The sequence below is a fragment of the Zobellella iuensis genome (assembly GCF_016746085.1).
In the GTDB taxonomy this organism is placed as follows: Bacteria; Pseudomonadota; Gammaproteobacteria; order Enterobacterales; family Aeromonadaceae; genus Oceanimonas; species Oceanimonas iuensis.
The window spans coordinates 198377-218156 of the sequence record NZ_JAERTZ010000025.1; the positions used below are offsets into that span (position 1 = coordinate 198377).

Here is a 19780-nt window from a genome sequence, read left to right on the forward strand (position 1 = left end):
GAAGCCTGAAGCTGGAAGCCTGAAGCTGGAAGTTAACCGGAGGAGTCCTGTTTGAGGCGGTTGATAAGGCCGGAAAGCATGGCTGCGATCTCTCGGGTTTCCTGTATCCAGTACTGGCCGGTATCGCCGGCCAGATACCCGATATCCACTCCGATATAGGCCTGGGTTCTCAGTTCGGCACAGGAGCCTTTGGCGATCAGCAGGAAGTGGATCTTGTCTCTGGCTGTGCGACGGCTCATGCCCTCGGCTATGTTGCACGGAATGGACAAACCAGCCCGGGTTATCTGGTCCTTGAATCCACGATCATTAAGGCCATGCAGTGCCTTGTAGATGTCTGCCGACAACCTTGCCGAGCGCTTCCATACATCCAGCTTTTCAAAATCCATGGTTCTGCTTGCCCAAACAGTGACTCCCAGACAAGCATAGCGTTAACTTCCAGCTTCTAGCTTCTAGCTTCCAGCTTCCAGGCTTCCCGCTGCTCTTAAGCTTCTCCCAGCAGTTGCCGCGGCAGCAGCCGGCCGGCGCGCCAGGCGGGGTAGAGGGTGGCGACGAAGATCAGCGCCAGGGCCGAGCCGGTCACCAGCCAGAGATCCGCCCAGTGGAACTCGGTGGGGATAAAGTCGATAAAGTAGACTTCCGGATTGAGCAGCCGGTGCCCGGTGAGCCGCTCGTAGCCGGCCACCATTTCCGACAGCCGGGTCGCCAGCAGGCCGCCGAGCAGGCCGCCCACCACCACCCCGGCCACGCCGTTGAGCATGCCCTGCACCACGAAGGCGCCGCGGATCTGCCAGGGGCCGGCGCCCATGGTCTTGAGGATGGCGATGTCGCCCTTCTTCTCGTTGACCGCCATCACCAGGGTGGACACGATATTGAAACTGGCCACCGCCATCACCAGCAGCAGCACCACTATCATCAGGGTGCGCACCAGCTGGATATCCCGGTAGATATTGCCCTGGCTGTTCATCCAGCTGCTCACGTAGAAGGGCGCCGGCAGCGGCATGGCCGCGTTCATGGTCAGCTGGTCGGCGGCCAGCACCTGGTCCACCCGCAGGTGGAAGCCCATCACCTCGTCGTCCAGCTCGCGCAGGGCCTGGGCATCCTCCAGGTGGGTATAGCCGAGCACGGTGTCGAGCTGGCCGCCCAGGCTGAGGATGCCCACCAGGGTGAAGCTGTGGCGGCGGGGCGAGCCGAAGCCCTGGGCGCCGGGCGCGGGCAACAGCAGCGAGACGCTGTCGCCCACCGCCAGCTCCAGTTGCTCGGCGATGGCCTTGCCCAGGATCAGGCCCCGCTCGCCCGGCTGCAGCAGGTTCAGGCTGGCGCCGTTCAGGTAGGGCTCCAGCTGCGAGATCCGGCCTTCCAGCGCCGGCAGCACTCCCTGCAACTGCACCGCCTTGAGCTTGGCGCCCTTGCTGAGCAGGCCCTCGAGCGGCACGAAGGGCGCCGCCGCCAGTATGCCGGGGGCCGCCTCCAGCCGGCCGACCAGGTCGCCCCAGTTGGCCACCGCATCCTCGGCGGCATAGAGCTGGCCATGGGGCAGCACCGACAGGATGCGGCTCTCCAGCTCGCGCTGGAAACCGTTCATGGCCGACAGCCCCAGGATCAGGGCACCCACCCCGATGGCGATGCCGAGGATGGACGCCACCGAAATAAAGGAGATAAAGCGGTTGCGCCGCTTGGCCCGGCTGAAGCGCCAGCCCAGGTAGACACTCAGGGGGCGGAACATCAGCCTTGCTCCTCCAGGTGGCCGTCCACCAGCCGGGCCTGGCGGTCGAGCCGGGCGGCCAGGGCCAGATCGTGGGTGACCACCACCAGGCCGGTGCCCAGCTCGCTCTGCAGCTCGGCCAGCAGGGCGAACACCTCGGCGGCGCTGTGGGCGTCCAGGTTGCCGGTGGGCTCGTCCGCCAGCACCAGGCGGGGGTTGTTGACCAGGGCCCGGGCGATGGCCACCCGCTGGCGTTCACCGCCGGACAGCGCCGCCGGCCTGTGCTCCAGCCGGTGGCCCAGGCCCACCCGCGTCAGCAGCTGCGCGGCCCGCTCGCGGGCCTCGGCCACCGGGCGGCCGGCGATCAGCAGCGGCATGGCGGCGTTTTCCAGGGCGCTGAACTCCCCCAGCAAATGGTGGAACTGATACACGAAACCGAGCTTGTGGTTGCGGAAACGGGCCTGGGCCCGGGCCGGCAGCCGGTGCAAGTCTTCCCCCTCCACCAGCACCCGGCCGGCGCTGGGTACGTCCAGGCTGCCGAGCAGGTGCAGCAGGGTGCTCTTGCCCGAGCCCGAGCTGCCCACCACCGCCAGGCTCTCGCCGGCGGCCAGGGCCAGGCTGACGCCGTTCAGGATATGCACCGGCTGGTCCCCGTCCTGGTGGGTTTTGCTTAAGGATTCGACCACTAACAGGGGGTTACTCATAACGCAGTGCCTCGGCAGGATGAACGCGCGATGCCCGCCAGGCCGGGTAGAGGCTGGCCAGCACGCACAACAACAGGGTGGAGATCAGAATAAGGGCCAGTTGGCCGGGCAGCAGTTGCACCGGCAGCTGGCTGCCGCCGGCGGCGGAATAAAAGTTGATGCCCAGGGTGTTCAGCACCCCGTCCAGGTTGAAGCAGAGCAGCAGCCCCAGCCCGAAGCCGAGCAGGCAGCCCAGCACCCCGCTGAAGCCGCCCTGGATCATGAACACCGCCATCACCCGCTCCCGGCTCAGGCCCAGGGTCTGCAGCATGGCGATTTCGGCTTCCTTGTCGGTCACCACCATCACCATGGCGGAAAGAATATTGAACGCCGCCACCAGGATGATCAGCGCCAGCATCAGGCTCATCAGCCGTTTCTCCATGGCCACCGCCTGGAACAGCTCGCCCCGGCTCTCGCGCCAGCTTTCCAGCACCAGCCCCGCCGGCAGGGCCGGCAACCGCTCCAGCTCGAAGGGATCGTTGAGCCACAGCCGCAGGCCCGAGGCTTCCCCTTCCCCGTAGCGCAGCAGGCGGGCGGCATCTTCCAGCCGGGCCAGCACCACCTGGTTGTCCACGTCGTTGCCGGTGCTGAAGGTACCCACCAGGGTAAAAATCCGCTGGCTCGGCACCCGGCCGAGCGGGGTGAAGCGACTGCCTTCGGTCACGGTGACCCGCACCTGGTCGCCGGGCACCACCCCCAGGTTGCGGGCCACGCCCACCCCCATCACCAGGCCGTAGGGCAGGTATTCGAAATATTCCCGGGTGCGGGGATCCAGCCCCTGCAACAGGCCGTCCTGGCTGTTGGCGGGGTCCAGGCCATACAGCTCCGCCCCGGTCAGGTTCCCGGGCCCCTGCACCATGGCTTCGGCACTGATAAAGGGGGCCGCGGCTTTCACTACACCGGCGTTATCGAACAGGGCCACATACTGGCCGGGCTCGGCCAGACGCCGCTGCTCGTTGGTGACCAGGGCGTGGGGGATCACCCCCAGCATGCGATCTTTCAGCTGTTGTTCGAAGCCGTTCATCACCGCCGACACCAAAATCAGCGCGGCCACCCCCAGCAGAATGCCGATGGTGGAAAAGCCGGAAACAAAGGAAGCGAAGCTGCGCCGGCCCCGGGCACCGGCATAGCGCAGGCCCAACATCAGCGTCAGGGGTTGAAACATGGTCTAATCATCCGTTTTTCAAAGGGTTTTACGTCACCCGCGAGTTGCGGAATAATAAAGGCTTGTGAATGGCGCAACAAGAGCAGCAAATCATGGCAGACCCTTATTTCAGCGTCGACTATCAGGCCCAGGTCAATCTTGTCCCACTGGCCGAAGGCGAAAGCGTGCCCGCCGAAGACGCGCTGGAGGCCGAGATCCCCGCGCCGTTCAAGCTTATCAGTGAAGTGACCCGCATCGATACCAATAATGCCCGGCTGCTGCGCAACCTGGATGAACACGCCACCGAACTGGTGGAAGTGATCAACCAGCAGTCGCGCAAAATCGATCTGGTACTGAGCTATGTGCTGGCGGGCCAGGATACCCCGGAGCACCGCTACCAGACCCAGACCCTGGGCGGCGGCGGCTTTACCTTCGTGTCACGACAACCGTTGACCGAGGGCACGACCGTCAGGGTCAAGCTGTTCCTGCCGGAGCTGTCGGTGGCGCTGTACGGCTACGGCGAAGTGCATGCCGCGCCCGAGCCGGGGCATTACCGCTGCGACTTTACCGCCATCCGCGAGCAGGACAGGGACGCCCTGATCCGCGCCAGCCTGCAGCTGCAGGCCAAACAACTCAAGGCCCGCGCCGAGCGCCGGGCCCAACAAGATACGCCCTCATCCTCATGATACAAATTCCTTGCCCTACCCCCCGCCCCAGGGCCAGCCTGGGCCAGCTGCTTGGCAGCAGCCTGTCGCTCGCCATCGCCGAACAGGTGAGGCAACAACCCCAGCCGGTGCTGCTGGTGGTGCCCGACACCCCCACCGCCCTGCGCCTGGAGCAGGAAGTGGGCCACCTGCTGGCCGACGACGATGCCCTGCCGGTACGGCTGTTCCCGGATTGGGAAACCCTGCCCTACGACAGTTTTTCGCCGCACCAGGACATCATCTCCCAGCGGCTGGAAACCCTGTACGGCCTGCCGGCCCTGACCCGGGGCCTGCTGATAGTGCCGGTAACCACCCTGATGCTGCGCACCCCGCCCCGGGCCTGGCTGGAGCAGAACAGCCTGCTGCTGAAAACCGGCGACCGGCTGGACCTGCACGGCCTGCGCCGCCGGCTGGAGCAGGCCGGTTACCGGGCGGTGGACCAGGTGCTGGAGCACGGCGAGTTCGCCGCCCGCGGCGCCCTGCTCGATCTCTTTCCCATGGGCGCGACCGAGCCCTATCGCATCGACTTTTTCGATGACGAAATCGACACCCTGCGCCCCTTCGATCCCGATACCCAGAGATCCCAGGACAAGGTTACCCAGGTAAGGCTGCTGCCGGCGCGGGAATTCCCCACCGATGCCGCCGCCATCGAACGCTTCCGCGGCCAGTACCGGGAGCGCTTCGCCCTGCGCAACGAGCCCGAGGCGCTCTACCACAGGGTGAGCCAGGGCCAGTTCCCGCCCGGCATCGAGTACTATATTCCGCTGTTCTTCGAGCACACCCAGACCCTGTTCGACTCCCTGCCCGAGCAACTGCTGGTGCTGGGCCTGGGCGAGCTGAGCGAGGCGGCCGACGCCGTGTGGCAGGACGTGCAGGCCCGCTATGAAGACAGGCGCCACGACCTGCTGCGCCCGCTGCTGGCACCGGACGATCTCTATCTCAAGCCCGACGCCCTGCTGCACCGGCTGAACCACTGGCCCCGGCTGCAACTGAGCCAGGCCCCGGTAATGGAAAAGGGCGAGCGGCTCAATGCCCCGGTGTCGCCCCTGCCCGAGCTCGAGGTGGAGCACCAGAAAACCGATCCCCTGGCCCGGCTGCTGGCCTTTTGCGACGCTTTCCCCGGCCGCGTGCTGTTCTCGGTGGAGACCGCCGGCCGGCGCGAGGCCCTGCTGGAGCTGCTGGCGGGCAGCCCGCTCAAGCCCTGGCCGGTAGAGAGCCTCGCTCATTTTCTGCGCGGGGAAGACCCCATCGGCCTGCTGGTGGGCCCCCTGGCCCAGGGCTTTGTGCTGGGCGAGCAGTTCGCGCTGATTTGCGAAGGCGACCTGCTCGGCGGCCGGGTGATCCAGCGCCGGCGGCGGGAAAAATCCGCCGCCCTCAGCCCGGACACCCTGATCCGCAACCTGGCGGAGCTGTCCATCGGCCAGCCGGTGGTGCACCTGGACCACGGCGTGGGCCGCTACCTGGGGCTGCAAACCCTGGACGCGGGCGGGCTCAAGTCCGAATACCTCACCCTGGAATACGCCGGCGGCGACAAGCTCTATGTGCCGGTGACCGCCCTGCACCTGGTGGGCCGCTACAGCGGCGCCGACGATCCCGGCCTCAACAAGCTGGGCAACGACTCCTGGGCCAAGGCCAAGCGCAAGGCGGCGGAAAAGGTGCGCGACGTGGCCGCCGAGCTGCTGGACGTGTACGCCCGCCGGGCCGCCCAGCCGGGCCAGGCCGTGACCCACGACAAGGCCGCCTACCGCCAGTTCTGCGATGCCTTCCCCTTCGAGGAAACCGACGACCAGCTCAAGGCCATCAACGCCGTGCTGACCGACATGACCCAGCCCAAGGCGATGGACCGGCTGGTGTGCGGCGACGTGGGCTTCGGCAAGACCGAGGTGGCCATGCGCGCCGCCTTTGTGGCGGTGCACGGCGGCAAGCAGGTGGCGGTGCTGGTGCCCACCACATTGCTGGCCCAGCAGCACTACGACAACTTCCGCGACCGCTTCGCCAACTGGCCGGTGCGGGTGGAAATGGTCAGCCGCTTCAAGACCGGCAAGGAGCAGGACAAGGTGCTCGCCGGCCTGGCCGAGGGCGGCATCGATATTGTGATCGGGACTCATAAACTGCTGAGCCAGGAGGTGAAGTTCAAGGATCTGGGCCTGCTTATCGTGGATGAAGAGCACCGCTTCGGGGTGCGGCAGAAAGATCAGATCAAGGCCCTGCGCGCCGACGTGGACATCCTCACCCTGACCGCCACCCCCATACCCCGCACCCTCAACATGGCCATGGGCGGCATGCGCGATCTCTCCATCATCGCCACCCCGCCCGCCAAGCGGCTGGCGGTGAAGACCTTTGTGCGCGAGTCGGATCCCGCCACCGTGCGCGAGGCCATACTGCGGGAGCTGAAGCGCGGCGGCCAGGTGTATTACCTGCACAACGAGGTGCAGACCATAGAGAACAGCGCCGATGCCCTGCGCACCCTGGTGCCCGAGGCCCGCATCGCCATCGCCCACGGCCAGATGCGCGAGCGCGAGCTGGAGCGGGTGATGTCCGACTTTTACCACCAGCGCTTCAACGTGCTGCTGTGCTCCACCATCATCGAAACCGGCATAGACGTGCCCAGCGCCAACACCATCATCATGGACAGGGCCGACAAGCTGGGCCTGGCCCAGCTGCACCAGCTGCGCGGCCGGGTGGGGCGCTCCCACCACCAGGCCTACGCCTATTTGCTGACCCCCCATCCCAAGCGGATGACCACGGACGCCAAGAAGCGGCTGGAGGCCATTGCCGCCCTGGAAGACCTGGGCGCGGGCTTTGCCCTGGCCACCCACGATCTGGAGATCCGCGGCGCCGGCGAGCTGCTGGGCGACGAGCAGAGCGGCCAGATCACCGCCATCGGCTTCAGCCTTTATATGGAGATGCTGGAGCAGGCGGTGAAGGCGCTGCAGTCCGGCAAGGAGCCGGCCCTGGACCAGCTGCTGCGATCGCAAACCGAAATCGAGCTGCGCCTGCCCGCCCTGCTGCCGGACGACTACATTCCGGACGTGAACATGCGCCTTTCCATGTACAAGCGCATCGCCGCAGCCGAAGACAAGGCCGCCCTGCGCGAACTGCAGGTGGAGCTGATTGACCGCTTCGGCCTGCTGCCGCAGCCGGGCAAGAACCTGGTGGCCCTGGCCGAGATAAAACTCAAGGCCAGCCAACTCGGCATAGAGAAGATAGACGCCGGCCCCCAGGGCGGCACCCTTGCCTTCGCCCAGGATGCGAAAGTCGACCCCGGCTACCTGGTCAGCCTGCTGCAAAGCCAGCCGCGCATCTATAAGATGGAAGGCCCGACCAAGCTGCGCTTCGCCATTCCCAGCACCGACGCCAAGGCCCGGCTGGCCCTGGTGGGCGACATGCTGAACGAACTGAGCGCGCACCAGGCCTGATGCGCGGCATGACGGCAACAGGCACCCCATGGACGGGACAAGTTGACGGCGGCACCGGCGCCCAGGCCGGCGCCGCCGTGCACCACCTTAATCCTGACCGAGAGCAGATGAACGCAAACCTTTGCCACGCCCCCGCCCGGGGCCCGGTGCGAGTGGGCATTTTGGGCGGCGGCATGGCCGGCGCCACCGCCGCGCTGCGGCTGGCCGACATGGGCATCAACACCCTGCTGATAGAAGCAGGCAATGGCCTGATCAACGGCCCGCCCATCTGCCACCTGCACGCGGGCGGCAACCTGTACCGGGAGATTGGCGACGACCAGTGCCTGGCGCTGCTGCGCCAGTCCATCGACTCGGTGCGGGCCTATCCGCACAGCATCAACCGCCGCCCCACCGTGATCGCCACCCCGGTAACGGACCCGGGCGATGCCGAGGCGCTGCTGCCCCGGCTGCGGCAGGTAGCCCGGGAATATCAACGGCTGGTGGAACTGGACCCGGCCAACAAGGTGCTGGGCGAGCCGGAGCACTATTACCGCTGCTACGGCCGGGAACAGTTCGAGGCCCTGGCCCGCCGCCCGCTGCCGGACCGGGCCCGGAGCCTGGACGACTGGCTGATCCCCCTCGCCCGCCAGCTGCAGCCGGAGCAGTTCAAATTCCCGCTGATCCTGGTGCAGGAATACGGCTGGAGCCTGTTCCGCATGGCCGCCACCGCCACCCTGGCGCTGGAAGCCTCGCCCCACTGCGAGCTGTTGCTGAACACCAGGGCCATGGGCCTGGATCAACTGGAAGGCGGCTGGCGCATCCAGAGCCAGGGCCCGGCCGGCGAGCGCGTCGACAAGGTGGATTTTCTGGTGAACGCCTGCGGCTTTCGCACCGGCCTGGTGGACGACATGGCCGGCTACCGCCGCCAGCGGCTGGTGGAATACAAGGCCGCCTACCTGGCCCGCTGGCAAACCCCGGGCGACTGGCCCGAGGTGATCTTCCACGGCGAGCGCGGCACCCCGCAAGGCATGGCCCAGCTGACCCCCTACCCCGGCGGCCTGTTCCAGCTGCACGGCATGACCGACGCCATTACCCTGTTCAAGGGCGGCCTGGTGGGCACCTGCGAGCACAGCGCCCAGCCCCGCCTGCCGGAACACTATCGCCGGCAAATCGACCAGGGCTGGCAGGCCGAGGACGTGGACGCCCGCACCCGCGGCGCCATCGGCCACCTGGCCCGGCTGCTGCCCGCCTTTGCCGGGGCCGAGCCCGCCGGCAAGCCGCTGTTCGGCGCCCAGCAGATCCCGGGCAGCGACCCCAAACTGCGGGCGGCGGACGTGTCCTTCGAGGGCAGCCACTACGCCCGGGTGGAAATTGTAAAAGCCTCCTCGGCGCTGACCGCCGCCGACCGCATCGTGGGCAAGCTGGCGGAGCTGGGCTGGCTGGGCCAGCCGGCGGCAAACCAGCCCCCGGCGCTCTCCCCCACCCTGGCCATCACCGCCGACCAGGATCCGGAAAAAGTGGAAGCCACCGCCGTGCACCTGGCCCGCCAGCGCGGCTACCCCCAGGAGCTGGCCGAAAACGGCTGGTAAACCTTTTACCTAAACCCTGCCATGCCGGCCAGCGGGCCGGCATCCCAAACCGCTCACAAAACCACCACTCAGGCGTTTTGCCCCCCACTTCCTGCTTTTTGCAATTGCCCTGCCCCACCCCAGCGGCCAGAATAGATACGTTTGAACACAGTGGTGGCAGGGATTGGCGACCTGAAACGTTAGGGCGGTAGCGTGGCCGCGGAATATGACCGCTACTTAATTCAGCCATCCAGAAGTCCGTGGATATACAGTATATTTGGCGCCCGGCCAAAAGGGTGCGCGAAATCACCGCAGGCGTTGCGCGTTTATCATCCAGTGAAAAAAGAAAGCTCTTTTTATTCAGTTAGTTAAAAAGCGTCGAATATAGATTCCGCGCACACCCAGGAACAAATATGCGCATGTACGTTTTTTACATTGGAATTTTGCTTAAAATACCATTAAGTTATTGATAGTAGTTAAATTATGCTGATGCAAAGCGGATTAGCATAAGAGCATATATGCGCATGCGCAGTATTAAAATGTTATACGCAAAAGAAGAATCGAGCATGGCAACAAGACAACCACAATTTGAAGAGATAGTTGAGCTGCTTAGTAAAGCTGTTCCTATCTTGGAATCAGAAGGTTTAGATGGCTCGGTCAAAAATACAGAGAAACTAATTAATCGTATTAAAGGTATGGGCAGCATTATCCCATCACACAAAAATGAGCTTTACTCAATTCTTCGTATGATGCTTGAATCTAATACCTACTATGACTCAAAAGCTGGAGAGTATTTGGATCAAGCATTTGTACTTATTAAAAAGGCATTGGGTGAAAACGTATAACAAGTCAAAGCACGCGGACTTGGCAAAGCTGTCACCTTTTTTGTTCCAAAAAAGCCGCCAACTTCACCAAGCCGATGTTTGAGGCGTTATATGCTAGAAGGTCGTATCAAGTACGATCTATATTAACAATTCTAGGCAACTTATCCAAATAAAATTAAAACATGATGAGGTCGTATGAAGAGTTCGCGTAGAAAAATTGATCTGTACATTCTTTCACTTGGATTGCTATTCATCTTCTTCATTATTATTACCATTAAACTTCCCGAGCATCAATTCTCAATAAAAGAATGGGGTTTCTGGAAAGAGTCACTAAGCGGAAATCCCATCCCAGTCATTTCATCACTTTTGTTGATTTATTGCGTTGTTTCTTATAAGCGATTCGATTTTGATCTTAAAGGGGCCGCAGAGATTCCTTTTGAAATTAAGAAGATAGAGGGAATTAATTACGAGCACTTGACATTTTTGGCAACATACGTAGTGCCGCTAATTAGCTTTGACTTTGGTAGCGGACGACAAATGGTTGTGCTTGCTCTCCTTTTGATAGTGATGGGAGTTATCTACATCAAAACCGATCTGTTTTATGCGAATCCATCTCTTGCCTTAATGGGATTTCACATCTATCGAGCTGATGGGAACTTTAAAACAGGGTTTAGGGAAGGGATTATATTGATCTGTCGAAGCAAGCTTGTTGAGGGTCAAAAGGTTTCTTATATCAAGCTGGATGACAGAATCTATTATACCAAAGGAGTTAAGGCGTGACTGGTGACGAGCTGAAGGCGGCATTAAAAAAATTTTATGATGAATATGACGAAATAGGTGTGTCTGTCTATACCATTTTAAAAGATCAAGAAGATTCTGGCCCTCAAAAGGTAGATATTGAGTCAGAAGCAATGAAAGGCTTGAAGGCTCTATTTATACAGAGCTTAAAGGATTCTATTACAGAGAAGAAAGATCTCTCTGTGCTCAAGTTATCCACATCCGATGAACGGCTGGACGCTATTTATCTCTATGATATTGAATTGCCAGAAGAGCTTTTGGCAATGGAAAGTATCCTTCAGCAAGATGATTTGCCTTTATTAAATCTACAGGAATCGGATCTGTCTAAAATTAAGGCGTTATTGATTGAAATAGGAAATAACGTTGGGCAAATGGTTCTCTATAAAACTATGGCTCCTATTAATATTTTTGGCCGAAAAAGCTTCTTCTTAAAAAAAGCAAAGCATCGTATGGAGAAAATTGAAGATGAGTTTCTCCGTATCAGTGCAGGCTTTCAATTGTTGCGTATTGATGGGCAACTGTTGGTGATTGATCTAGCTGCAATCGAAAAAAGTTTTGGCTTTCACGAAGTAATTAAGCGGGAAGCTGCTCTAGGTGTCACTGCGGTAGAAACCATGCAGCTTGTACAGAATCCAGAAGTGCTGCATGAGTTGTTGGAAGATGTCAAATACGCACGCCGTCTTACTAAGGTTGCTAAAGCATCACCTGTTATAAAAAAAGGGATCCCAAATGAGAGCATTATCAGATTTTGTAAGGGTTTTCCAAAATTGGCAGGAAAAATTCGCTTCAATGAGGCTGAGGATAAAATTGTCTTGGATACTAAAGTTTCACAGGACCTGTTTATTAAGTTACTGATGGATGATTACCTTACTTCTGAATTAACAGATTTGCATTATGAAAGCGTAGCGAAAGATAGTGCTGAGTTGGAAGAAGTAGTGGAGTAGAGTGTGGAGATGGCGTGCAGTTTTCGTCTCTCCATTTCTGGTGATTCCGAGTAAAGGAAAACCTATATCCGCCGCATATAACAAACGTATGTTGTCGAACTGATTTTCCGCTGCGCTCCAAATCAACCGCAAATACGGGCGTTAAATTTTCAATCAGGTTTAGTGATGAATATTGAGATAGTAGAAAAATCAGACCACCTTAAGCTGATAGAAATCTGGGAATCCTCGGTAAGAGCAACTCATGATTTTCTGGCTGAAGATGATATAAAAGAGTTAAAGCCGTTAATTTTGGAGCAGTATTTTGACGCCGTTGATTTAAGGTGCGCTAAAAATGCGCATGGTGAAATTCAAGGGTTCTGCGGTGTCCATGACGGTAATATTGAGATGTTGTTCATCTCACCTGATGCTCGCGGAAAAGGCATTGGTGTAATGTTGTCAGCTCACACTATCAAAGAGCAGGGAGCTTCAAAGGTCGACGTAAATGAACAAAACGAGCAGGCGCTAGGTTTTTACCAGCATATTGGCTTTAAGGTGATAGGCCGCTCACCAGTTGATGGACAGGGTAAGCCATATCCACTGTTGCATATGGCGCTATAAAAATTTAACAAGGCCAGGCACGGCGACGTCTTTTTTGTTGCGGCTTCGCCTTCACTACAAAGCCGCGCATGCTGGCGGCGTTATGCATTTAAGGATGAACTTTGTGTCACTGAAAGAGAAATTTGAATCTCATCCCGTGGTTTGGGGGCTTACCTTAGTAGTTGTCGGGTTTGTTGCTGGTTTTGGTGCGAGCGAAGCTTTGAGTTTAAAGCTTGTTAGTGCTAATAATCCTGTTAGTCAGGTTCAATGTGTTGTTGAAGGTGTAGAAAGTCTGTCTAAAACACACCATGAACGGGTTATGGCCTTGCAGCAAGAAATAGTTAGACTCGAAGCTAAAGCTAGTGATGAGCGTATAATTGGCAGTTACCAAAGAGAATACAAGGCAGCAGCTGATCGATTGAGGGAAGATGTATCTACAGAGCGTGCAGTATTGGATTCTTCTTTAGCTGGTCTTGCGCTGAAGTGCAGAAGTGCATAACAAACCGGCATTCGTGGCCAGTGGTCACTGCGACGCTCAAAAGTTCGCACGTATGCGCGGGGCGTTATACGAAAAGGGAGTAAACATTGGAACATAAATGGACCACAATCTCTGCAATTTTTGCATCACTTGTTTCTGCACTAGCAGCAATATCTACTACATATTTCTCTAATTCCAATTCTTATGAGTTAGAAGTGTTAAAATTAGAATTCCGATCTCTTGAGATGAAAAGACAGCATTTTGTTGCTAGATGTGAATCTATGAATAAACTTCTTAGAGAAATGTCCCTCGCAATGCCCACACTATATATGGCTGAAAATGAAGACGCTATTTTTGATAAAGTTGCTAAAATAAGGAGTGATAGTGTAATTGCAAGAAGTTATTTCAGCGATGAGACAAACGTGATTTTCTACAAAAGACTGAAAGAGTTAATTGCAGAAGACTTAGAATCTGGAAACGAGAGAATGGAAAATGTTCAGGTTGCTTCATTGCATGCACTGTCAAAAGAGCTAGAAACATGCAATAAGTCAAATATCTATCCACAATGAAGCATTTTTGTATAACAAACGCATTGAATCGAAAAATGCTCGCTGGAACAGTAACACGTAGGCTCTGTCGCTTCGTTCCAACTTTAGCCTACGTATTACTGCCCTTTATGCGGGCGTTAGGCACCATCATAAGGAGCTCGTCTGTTGATAATGACGGCCGATGAACTCAACGCCAAGCTGGCGCGACGGCAGGCGATTCTCAATCCGCCAGAATCAGATACCTTCATTTGGAGGTATTACTCACTTGATAAATTTCTAATACTTCTCACATCTGGTCAGCTCTTCTTTGCCAAATCCAGTAGCTTTGAGGACCCATTCGAAGGTGACTACGGCGCAGCAGCCAAGCAAAAAATACGTGATCAGTATGGCGATGGCCAATACCTGAGAGACTTCAATACTTTCGATTTCTTTCGTCAGTACACATACATTTCCTGCTGGCATGAAAACCAGCATGAATCAGATGCAATGTGGAAGCTCTACGGGAACGCGATAGCTGTAAAGGCAAAGTTCTCCAGCATTAGCAATCTGCTGAGTTGGTCAGAAACGGAAATCAAGCAAAGCGGAAGAGTGAGCTACATCGATTACGGTATAGAACACGTCAGCGTCGAATCCAGCTATATACCATATTTCTTCAAACGACTATCTTTCGCACACGAACGTGAAGTCAGATTTTTGATCCAAGAGCATCGCGATGATTGGAACGCGTATCCACCGCCAGTCCCGGGCAAATTGGCGCCACTAAACATCAATAGTGATTTCGAAGAGATTGTCCTAAGTCCAACGATGGAGCCACACGTAGCCAATGCAATAGAACGTGTAGTGCGGCAAGCTAACGTTTCAATACCTGTGCGCCGGTCTACACTGCTGAATAGTCCGGTGTGGTGATGGCTAACAAGTTGTTTCAAGCCGACTTAGTTCGCTGGGACGGCGTTCCACCGCCCCTTAGCTTAATCTTTATCTGTATAAACAACCCCATGATCAATATCTTAAAATATAAAAGCGAGCATCAGATTAAATTGCTCACGCTGCTAAAAAACGAGCCGGACTGGCATTCCTTTGTAAGTGAGGGCGCCATAGATAGATTCAGAAAAGCATTGCTTGAAAGCGAAACCTATATCTGCGAATACCAGGGTGCGATTGTCGGCTATATCCGTGCCCTGGTCGATGGCTTTGGAGTCTACATCAGCGAGCTTTATATCGCTCCACCGCACAGGGGAAACGGTTATGGCGCTAGGCTTCTGAGCAAGATCAGGCAGGCGCATCCGGATCAGGACGTTTACGTCCTCTCCGATGAAGATCTTTACTATAAAAAGCTCGGTTGCAAGCGCGTTGTCTCTGTTTTTAAACTGTAATGGTTTCCCATGCAGTGCTCACGCGGCTTTTGCTTAAGGAACCATGACAGGAGGCATTCATCGTACAAGGATAGCCAAGCAGTTCCGTAATGGATGTATGCTCCCCGCCTCAACCCTCTGGAAATATTTTAATGACGACAAGCCTTGGATTAATTCTAATATTTACCCTTTTTCTTGCCGGTGGATTCATGCTGCTACAAGGCAATAAAAATGGGAGAGCAACGGGTTATCATAAAATAATATTTTATGCCCTGGCGGGAGTGGCAATAGTATTTCTTGCCTGGCTGGCGATCATGGTGTTTGTGGTGGGGCCGTCCCTGCGTGCAAGCTAACGGGGCAGCAAACCGGCAAAAAGTGACAATGTCGAATTCGAGCAAAAGTGCCCGCCCTGTATTTTACCGCCCCCTTGTTCCTCCCTGCCTTGTTCCTCCCTGCCCTGGTCCTGTCAACATCCCCATCTGACCCCGCCCCCCCTTCCGCACCAAAACCGCAAAAATGGGCGGTGATCCGGCGCCGTTCCATGTAGAATACCGCCCTTAAAAGCTGGTTCAGCTTTGTTTTTGTGCATATCCCTAGGAATTCTGATGAAAAAGACCATCGCCCTGACCCACCCCAGGCTGAAGCCGGCTCGCCTGGTGGACTCAATCAAGCATGATATTAAAAAGTACCTGAACCGGGAGCGGCGCAAGGCGCTGCCTGCAGGCATGGATTACTGGACCTTCGATTGCCGCTTCGGTGCCACTGAAGCAGCGGCGGAAAAGATTTTCACCTCTGAAATCAACGCCCATATCGATGCCGCCGTGGCGCAGGAATTACCCTCCTTCTATGTGGAGATCCTCGCCCGGGCCTGCAACCATCAGCCGCGCGTCGCCGCCGACGAGGCCGAGGAAGGCTAAGCCCTTGCCCGCTGCCGGACCTGTCGCCAGGTCCGGCCCCGCCCTGGCCAACCGGCCAAAAATTAGCCAAAACCACAAACAATTCTCTCTTCCACCGCCAAAATCCTGTATATTCTGCCCTCGTTTTTTTGACTGTAGCGACTCTACAGAGGAACTCTTATGCAATTTTCATCTCTGGATCTGGCCCCGGATCTACAGCGCGCTCTTGTGGAATGTGGCTACAGTGCTATGACCCCCGTACAGGCCCAGGCCATAGTGCCCGCCCGGCGCGGCAAGGATTTGCAGGTGACCGCCCAAACCGGCACCGGCAAAACCGCCGCCTTTGCCATTCCCGTATTGCAGCGCCTGCTGGATAACCCCAAAGCCAGGGTCGAGCGCCGCCCCCGCGCCCTGATCCTCACCCCCACCCGCGAGCTGGCCGAGCAGCTGGCCGACGCCATCGGCGGCTACGCGCGGCATTTGCCGCTGAGTGTCACCGCGCTCTACGGTGGCGTGAAGATGGGTGGCCAGGCCAACAAGCTGAAAGCGGGCGTGGACATGGTGATCAGCACCCCCGGCCGTTTGATGGAGCACATCACCCTGGGCAATGTGGCATTGACTGATGTTGAATTTGTGGTGCTGGATGAAGCCGACCGCATGCTGGATATGGGCTTTATCACCGATGTGCTGAAACTGATGCAGCTGACCGCGCCCAAGCGCCAGACCCTGCTGTTTTCCGCCACCACCTCGCCCGCGGTCAATGAGCTGTCCCACAAGATCCTGCATAATCATCAGCAAATCCGGGTCACCAAAATCAACAGCACCGCCGAGACCGTCCGGCATGTGGTTTATCCGGTGGAAGAAAGCCGCAAGATCGAACTGTTTGAACAGCTGCTGGAAGAGAAAAACTGGTTCCAGGTGCTGGTGTTTACCAGCACCAAAGAGCAGGCCGACCGGCTGTTGGCCGGCCTGAAGCAGCGCAAAATCGAGGCCGCCGTTTGCCATGGCGATAAAAGCCAGGGCTCCAGGCGCCGCGCCATCGCCGACTTCAAGTCCGCCAAGCTGCAGGTGCTCATCGCCACCGAAGTGGCCGCCCGCGGCCTGGATATTCAGGGCCTTGATTATGTAGTGAACTTCAACCTGCCTTACCTGCCCGAGGATTACGTGCACCGCATCGGCCGCACGGGTCGCGCCGGGGCGGCAGGCAATGCCATTTCCTTCGTTAGCCGGGAAGAAGAGCAAACCCTGGAGCGCATTCAAAAGCTGATTGGCAGCGAGATCAAACGCATCGTCAAGCCGGGCTTTGAAGTGGGCAACCGGGGCACCCTGTTAAAGAGCATTTCGCGCAAGGTGTTGTCCGGGCGTTCAAACAGGGCCAGTGAAACCGTGATTGAGCTGGAAGGCTCGGGCAATGCCAAGGGCAAGCCACGCCGCGCCGGCTCGGCTAATGAATCCGGCAACAAGACCGCACCCAAGCCCGTGCGTCTGAAAAAGCCGAGCACCCCGAAAAGCACCGGGCCGAAGAAAAAAATACTGCGCGGCAAACGCGCCGAGAAATATGCCCGTTAAGCCCTGTTAACCGTCACTTAAGTCGGTGCCGCCTAAAGAAGTTACTTATAGGCGGCACCCTATCTGCGCACCTCCACGACGTCTTCGGCCAGGATATGCAGGCCAGGCGAGATGGGGAGCAGCTCTTGCCTTTTGCCCCTGCCGCTCGGCTTGCAGTTTAGTATCCTCGCACAAATCCAATTCGCTTCAATCAATGCCGGGAAAGGAGCCTGCTCCACTGCCGTCATCTCCGCGAAGGCGGAGATCCATGAAATATGGCACTGGACTCCCGCCTGCGCGGGAGTGACTACAGAGCAATACAACGGTTTGTCAGCCGTCTTAAGCCTCCCGAGGCTTGTGCTTTTGCGGCCAGCCGCAACTTACAGCAGGAAGCCGCCATCCACTTCCACTACGGCGCTGCGCATGGCCAGCGACTGGTCGGACAGCAGGAATTCAATCGCACCTATCTGATCTTCCGGCGTCATCACCCGGCCCAGTGCTGTGCCGCTCATAGCACCGAACAGCTCCGCCTGCTGCCCGGCGCTCATGCCGGCCTTGCCCTGAATATCGGTCGCCGTTACCCCCGGGCGGATGGAGTTGATACGGATACCGAAGGGGGCAAACTCGAGGTTGGCCACCCGTACAATGGCTTCAAAGGCGGCCTTGCTGGCAGCATAAACGGCCGCATTCGGGAAGGCTTTGGCCACCGCAATGCTGGACACAAACACCACGCTGGACGGGTTGTTCAGCAGCGGCTGCAGTTGTTGCAGGGTAATAAAGGGGCCCTTGGTGTTAATCGCCATGGTCAGGTCAAAGGCTTCCTCCGTGGTGGCGGTAACGGCGTCGGGGTAGAACACCCCGGCATTCAGCACCAGGCCATCCAGGCGGATGTTGTCCTGCTGCAATGCCGCCGCCAGCTGTGTTAACTGAGCGCTGTCGGCGCTGTCGGCAACGTAACCGGCACAACCCATGGCGGCGGCAGCCTGCTCAACCCTTGCCCGATCGCGTCCGGTGATGATGACCTGGGCGCCTTTCTCACTCAGCGCTTGCGCCAGGGCGCGGCCAATGCCCGCCGTACCGCCGGTAACCAGAATTGTCTTGCCGTTCATACGCGTTATCCTCTGTGTTGCGTTGTATTCCCGGCAGATTAGCAACTTGCTCCGTCATCAATAAGGCATCAATATGCTCACTTACTGATTCCAAAACAGAAACAAACAAAGAGCTGATGATGTCTTACCTCAACCTGCCGTTGCTGCACGTGTTCCATCTGGTGGCCGAACGGGGAAGTTTTCAGGCCGCGGCCAGCGAGCTCGGCCTGCCGCGTTCATCGGTCAGCAAGAAAATCCGCCAGTTGGAAGAATTTGTCGGCCAGCCCCTGCTGCAGCGCTCTACCCGGCAGCTGCAGCTGACCGATGTTGGCCGCAACCTGCTAACCGGCACCGGCGAACTGGCTACCGTGCTGGCCAATCTGCATGGGCTGGTTGACGATATGCAGGCCACGCCCAGGGGCAAGGTAAAAATCAGCGCCAGCATCCTGATGGGCCAGGTGTTTCTGGTGCCGCTGCTGGGCCGTCTGCGCCGTATCTATCCGGAAATTGAACTCGAGCTGAGCCTGGAAGACAAAACCGTCGATCTGCTGGCCGAGAAGGTGGATATTGCCATCCGCATCGGGCAGTTGCCCGACTCGTCGCTGATTGCGCGTAAAATCGGTGAAAAACGCTGGGGCTGGTTTGCCTCGCCGCAGTATCTGGCCGAACGCGGCACACCGGAATCGCCTCAGGATCTGGCCCGCCACCACTGTCTGGTATTTGGCTCCCATAGCTTCTGGCCATTTGAGAGCAGTGATGGCCGGACCGAGATACTGGAAGTAACGCCGGCGATTAAAACCGACAACAGCCGTGCCCTGGTGGATATTGCCTGTGCCGGGCTGGGCATCATTATGATCGATCCCCAATTTATTGTGCGCGAGTGTAACGCGGGGCTGCTGGCCCCCTTGCTGACCGACTGGCGTCACCCCGAGCACAGCCCGGTTAACCTGGTGTGCGTTGGCGAACGTACCCGGGCCGCGCAGGCGGTATGGCAGTTTTTATTAAATGAATTTCCGTCCCTGGCCGGCGAAAAGGGGTAATCGGCGTGACTCGTTATTCGAGAGCGATGATATATCTGATATAAATCAATCCCCCTCCCCTTCTTCCGTGCCAGGCTGGTGCTGTGGTAGCGGCTGTTCGCGGGAGGGGTCATGTCCGACGAGATGCTAATCCGGGTGCTGAAGGGGGTGATGCTGGTGGGCATCTGCCTGATTTTGCTGGGGGTGTACCTGCATAACAGCGCCCGCATGGAACCACTGGGGGTAAAGGGCATTCTGATCAGCGCCGGCTGCGTGGCGGTGGGCATGATCCTCTCCCTGCCCACCAAGATGTACCTCACCTTTATTCTGATGAAGCGGGAAAGCGAGCGGTCTTCTTCCCCTTGAATCCTGGTCCAATCGGGCCGGTTGCCGGACGGAGCCATGCCGGTGAAAGCCGCTTCGCTGGCTGGCCCGCCAATGGACTCCCGC

The 19780-nt window shown here is 57.9% G+C and carries 21 protein-coding genes; 16 read left to right on the plus strand and 5 right to left on the minus strand.

Annotated features, from left to right (window positions below):
* Positions 1-32: 32 nt before the first annotated feature.
* From JKV55_RS11770 to JKV55_RS11785, 4 genes are all read right to left on the minus strand, one after another.
* Positions 33-386 carry a four helix bundle protein gene (locus JKV55_RS11770; RefSeq protein ID WP_202085504.1) on the minus strand — a complete coding sequence of 118 codons (354 nt, stop codon included), beginning with the start codon at positions 384-386 and terminating at the stop codon, positions 33-35.
* Positions 387-481: 95 nt separating this feature from the next.
* On the minus strand, positions 482-1723 hold the full coding sequence (gene lolE / locus JKV55_RS11775; protein ID WP_202085506.1) for a lipoprotein-releasing ABC transporter permease subunit LolE: 1242 nt from the start codon (positions 1721-1723) through the stop codon (positions 482-484).
* The gene (gene lolD, locus JKV55_RS11780) at positions 1723-2406 is read right to left on the minus strand and encodes a lipoprotein-releasing ABC transporter ATP-binding protein LolD (RefSeq protein ID WP_202085508.1); all 684 of its coding nucleotides are present in this window, start codon (positions 2404-2406) and stop codon (positions 1723-1725) included. The genes lolE and lolD overlap by 1 nt, the downstream gene beginning before the upstream one ends.
* A complete protein-coding gene (locus tag JKV55_RS11785; protein ID WP_202085515.1) occupies positions 2399-3610 on the minus strand; it encodes a lipoprotein-releasing ABC transporter permease subunit in 1212 nt (403 codons plus the stop codon). Before JKV55_RS11785 ends, lolD begins: the two co-directional genes overlap by 8 nt.
* 68 nt (positions 3611-3678) lie before the next feature.
* Here JKV55_RS11785 and JKV55_RS11790 point away from each other — a divergent pair, with 68 nt between their 5' ends.
* The 14 genes from JKV55_RS11790 (at position 3679) to JKV55_RS11855 (ending at position 17244) form a co-directional block, all read left to right on the plus strand.
* Positions 3679-4275 (plus strand): PilZ domain-containing protein, encoded by a 597-nt coding sequence (locus JKV55_RS11790; RefSeq protein ID WP_237332831.1) that lies wholly within the window; start codon positions 3679-3681, stop codon positions 4273-4275.
* On the plus strand, positions 4272-7712 hold the full coding sequence (gene mfd, locus JKV55_RS11795) for a transcription-repair coupling factor (RefSeq protein ID WP_202085524.1): 3441 nt from the start codon (positions 4272-4274) through the stop codon (positions 7710-7712). The genes JKV55_RS11790 and mfd overlap by 4 nt, the downstream gene beginning before the upstream one ends.
* Positions 7713-7819: 107 nt before the next feature.
* A complete protein-coding gene (locus tag JKV55_RS11800) occupies positions 7820-9280 on the plus strand; it encodes an FAD-dependent oxidoreductase (RefSeq protein WP_202085532.1) in 1461 nt (486 codons plus the stop codon).
* Positions 9281-9777: 497 nt separating this feature from the next.
* Positions 9778-10104, plus strand: coding sequence for a hypothetical protein (locus tag JKV55_RS11805; protein WP_202085534.1), 327 nt, complete (start codon positions 9778-9780; stop codon positions 10102-10104).
* Between the two features lie 174 nt (positions 10105-10278).
* Positions 10279-10863, plus strand: a complete 585-nt coding sequence (gene kwaA, locus JKV55_RS11810; protein ID WP_202085536.1) for an anti-phage protein KwaA — start codon at positions 10279-10281, stop codon at positions 10861-10863.
* Positions 10860-11825, plus strand: a complete 966-nt coding sequence (kwaB, locus tag JKV55_RS19985; RefSeq protein WP_202085538.1) for an anti-phage protein KwaB — start codon at positions 10860-10862, stop codon at positions 11823-11825. The genes kwaA and kwaB overlap by 4 nt, the downstream gene beginning before the upstream one ends.
* 165 nt (positions 11826-11990) lie before the next feature.
* On the plus strand, positions 11991-12422 hold the full coding sequence (locus tag JKV55_RS11820) for an acetyltransferase (protein WP_202085540.1): 432 nt from the start codon (positions 11991-11993) through the stop codon (positions 12420-12422).
* Between the two features lie 103 nt (positions 12423-12525).
* Complete coding sequence (locus JKV55_RS11825) at positions 12526-12900, plus strand: hypothetical protein (protein WP_202085542.1); 375 nt, start codon at positions 12526-12528, stop codon at positions 12898-12900.
* Positions 12901-12986: 86 nt separating this feature from the next.
* Positions 12987-13448 carry a hypothetical protein gene (locus tag JKV55_RS11830; RefSeq protein WP_202085544.1) on the plus strand — a complete coding sequence of 154 codons (462 nt, stop codon included), beginning with the start codon at positions 12987-12989 and terminating at the stop codon, positions 13446-13448.
* Positions 13449-13598: 150 nt separating this feature from the next.
* Positions 13599-14333 (plus strand): hypothetical protein, encoded by a 735-nt coding sequence (locus tag JKV55_RS11835; protein WP_202085545.1) that lies wholly within the window; start codon positions 13599-13601, stop codon positions 14331-14333.
* Complete coding sequence (locus JKV55_RS11840) at positions 14333-14800, plus strand: GNAT family N-acetyltransferase (RefSeq protein WP_202085547.1); 468 nt, start codon at positions 14333-14335, stop codon at positions 14798-14800. Before JKV55_RS11835 ends, JKV55_RS11840 begins: the two co-directional genes overlap by 1 nt.
* Positions 14801-14931: 131 nt before the next feature.
* Entirely contained in the window at positions 14932-15132 is a 201-nt protein-coding gene (locus JKV55_RS11845; protein ID WP_202085549.1) for a hypothetical protein, read from the plus strand.
* A 252-nt stretch (positions 15133-15384) separates the two neighbouring features.
* Positions 15385-15696 carry a DUF6172 family protein gene (locus JKV55_RS11850; protein WP_202085551.1) on the plus strand — a complete coding sequence of 104 codons (312 nt, stop codon included), beginning with the start codon at positions 15385-15387 and terminating at the stop codon, positions 15694-15696.
* A 159-nt stretch (positions 15697-15855) separates the two neighbouring features.
* On the plus strand, positions 15856-17244 hold the full coding sequence (locus JKV55_RS11855) for a DEAD/DEAH box helicase (RefSeq protein ID WP_202085562.1): 1389 nt from the start codon (positions 15856-15858) through the stop codon (positions 17242-17244).
* A 359-nt stretch (positions 17245-17603) separates the two neighbouring features.
* Here the strand turns inward: JKV55_RS11855 and JKV55_RS11860 are convergent, their stop codons facing one another.
* Positions 17604-18332, minus strand: coding sequence for an SDR family NAD(P)-dependent oxidoreductase (locus JKV55_RS11860; RefSeq protein WP_202085564.1), 729 nt, complete (start codon positions 18330-18332; stop codon positions 17604-17606).
* A gap of 116 nt (positions 18333-18448) precedes the next feature.
* Here JKV55_RS11860 and JKV55_RS11865 point away from each other — a divergent pair, with 116 nt between their 5' ends.
* Together JKV55_RS11865 and JKV55_RS11870 are read left to right on the plus strand one after the other, a co-directional pair.
* Positions 18449-19351 carry a LysR family transcriptional regulator gene (locus JKV55_RS11865; protein ID WP_202085566.1) on the plus strand — a complete coding sequence of 301 codons (903 nt, stop codon included), beginning with the start codon at positions 18449-18451 and terminating at the stop codon, positions 19349-19351.
* A 111-nt stretch (positions 19352-19462) separates the two neighbouring features.
* Positions 19463-19696: a hypothetical protein gene (locus JKV55_RS11870; RefSeq protein ID WP_202085568.1), complete on the plus strand. Its 234-nt coding sequence runs from the start codon at positions 19463-19465 to the stop codon at positions 19694-19696.
* Positions 19697-19780 lie beyond the last annotated feature (84 nt).